Annotated in this window: 1 protein-coding gene; it reads left to right on the forward strand. The window is 69.0% G+C overall.

What is annotated here, in order from left to right; all coding sequences use genetic code 11:
* Positions 1-2,498: Tc toxin subunit A (locus ENSA7_RS41130; RefSeq protein ID WP_219908155.1), on the forward strand; the 2,498-nt coding region annotated here is incomplete at both ends.

Consider the following 2,498-nt stretch of genomic DNA (forward strand, 5'->3'; position numbering starts at 1 on the left):
AGCGGGTTCAGCGGGTCTACCGATTGAGCCCGCCGATCGGCCGCTACGCGACCGCCAAGGCGCTGCTCGAGCAGGGGATCACCTCGGCCACGCAGATCGTCGCCAGCACCCGCAGCGAGTTCGCGTCGCGGTTTGGCGCGTTGCTCCCGAGCGACGACCACGACGGCGAGGCGCTCGCGGGCGCGGTCTGGGACAACGCCGCGAAGGTCCACTCGCTGGTGCTCGGGCTGTCCTCGCAGATCGCCCTGGCCAAGACCGGCGGCGAGTTTGTACCGGTGGCGAACAAGGGCGCGAGGCAGCTCGAGGACTCCCCCCACGGCCTGACCGAGCTGGCGACGATCCTCGGCAACCTGGACTATTGCGTGTGCGAGCACTGCCGCTCGGTGTTCAGCCCGGCCGCGTACCTCGCTGATCTGCTCGCGTTCTTGAAGGCACGTCCGGCGCAGCAGGCCCCCAACGCGCTCGCGGTGCTGCTCGCTCGCCGGCCTGATCTCGCGCACATCTTGCTCGATTGCGCCAACACCAACACGGTGTTGCCGTACATCGATCTGGTCAACGAACTGCTCGAGGATTTCCTCGTGGGCGGCCTCGGCCCGATCTCGAAGCAGACCACGTGGACGGCCGCGGAGCTGCGGTTGCACCCGGAGCACCTCGACGCGAACGTGTATCAGAGCGCCGCGCTGACGCACGCGGTCCACCCGTGGACGCTCCCGTTCTCGCTGCCGACGATCGAAGCAAAGACGTACCTGCGGCACCTCGGCGTCCCGCGACACGAGCTGATGCGTCGCGTCGCGGGGGCCGATCCCAGCGACGCGGAGCTCGACGCGATCGCGGCTGACGTGCTCGGTCTGGACGCGACGACCTTCCAGATCATCGCGGGCGAGTACGACGGCAACGTCTCCCCAGACGGCCGCGAGTTTTGGGGCTTCCCGGCGCAGGCCAACGAATGGGTCGACGTGCTCCGGGGAACCGGCGAGCAAGGCGATGTCGGCGAGCTGCTACTGCGAGCCCGGATCGAGCTCGACGCGCTCCGCGAATTGCTCGACCTGCACTTCATCAACCCCGGTGGCAACATCGTGATGCAGTGGGCGCAGACCTGCGCGCTCGAGGACGCCACGATCGCCTTCTTGGACGCGGCCGCGCTCGATCGGCTCCACCGCTTCGTGCGGCTCGAGCGAGCGACGAAGATCCCCCGGCGCATGCTCGACGTGCTGATGCGCGACGTCCTCGGCAACACCCTGGATCGCGCGGGGCTGCGAACGCTCGCGCAGATCGTGCTGCTCCGCGAGCGCGTCCGCCTGGGCTGGGACGAGCTCGCCACGTTCTGGGCGAACGTGATCGACGCCCGGGACAGCAATGACAAGCGGGCGCTCTACACTCGGCGCTTTCTCTCCAAGGATCTCGGGCCGATCGATCCGGCGTTCAACCCCGCGGGAGATGGCGCCCAGCTGATCGGCGAGAGCAATCCAGCGAAGGCGATCACCGCCACCCAGCTTCCGCGCGTGCTCGCGGGGCTCGGGATCGGCGAGCGGGACTACCGGCTGTTGGTGAGCTCCGACCTGGCCAGCGACGCGTTCTCGTTCGCCAACCTCACCGCGCTGTTTCGTTGCGTCGCGTTCGCGCGGACGCTTCGGTTCTCGATCTCGAGCTTCCTTCACTTCGCCGATCTGACTGGTCTGGATCCCTTCGCTGATCCGCGCTCGACCGCAGAATTCGTCGACCAGGTCGAGGCGCTGACCAAGAGCGGCTTCTCGGTCGACGAGCTCGACTGGCTGCTGCGCCACCGCTTCACCGGCGCCGGCCCGCTCGACGACGTCGCGGTCGCGCGCACCCTCGGCGGCCTCGCCCGGGGCCTACTCACGATCGACGACGAGGTCAGTCGCCTCGAGGATCCCGACGGCCAGGCGCTGACCACCAACCTCGCCGCGCTGCTCGACGCCGACGACGTCACCATCACCCGCGAGATCGTCGAGCGGACCTCGCCGCTCGAGCCCGAGGACCGCGACGAGTTCTTCAAGGCCAAATTCGGCGGCATCGTCGACGTGGCTGCCGCCAAGGCCGTGCTGGACGACGAGCAAGACGTCTCGGTCCGCCGAACGTGGCTCCTGCAGAGGATCGTCGGACACCTGCGACGGCGCGCGCTCGTGCTCGACACGATCGTCGCACAGCTCGGCGTTCCGGCGGCGGTCGCCGAGGTCCTCGCCACCACCGTGCTCAGCAACCCGGCCGGCGACGGCCAACTCTTCGAGGTCTACCGCCAACCTTTCGCCACCCGCGAGCAGCTAGCGGCGGGGCTGAGCGCCAGCACGCACCCCACCCACTTCGCCGCGTGGACTCGCCTGGCCAAGGCCGCGTTGGTGTGCGTCCGCTCCGAGCTGCGCGCCGATCAGGCCGTCTGGTATTCGGGTCGCAACGGCTGGCTCAACCTCGATGCGCTCCCGCTCGACGTCGCCTCGGCCACCGCGAGCTTCGAGTCCTGGGCGTGCCTGTGCAACGCC

The sequence above is a fragment of the Enhygromyxa salina genome, assembly GCF_002994635.1.
In the GTDB taxonomy this organism is placed as follows: Bacteria; Myxococcota_A; Polyangia; order Nannocystales; family Nannocystaceae; genus Plesiocystis; species Plesiocystis salina_B.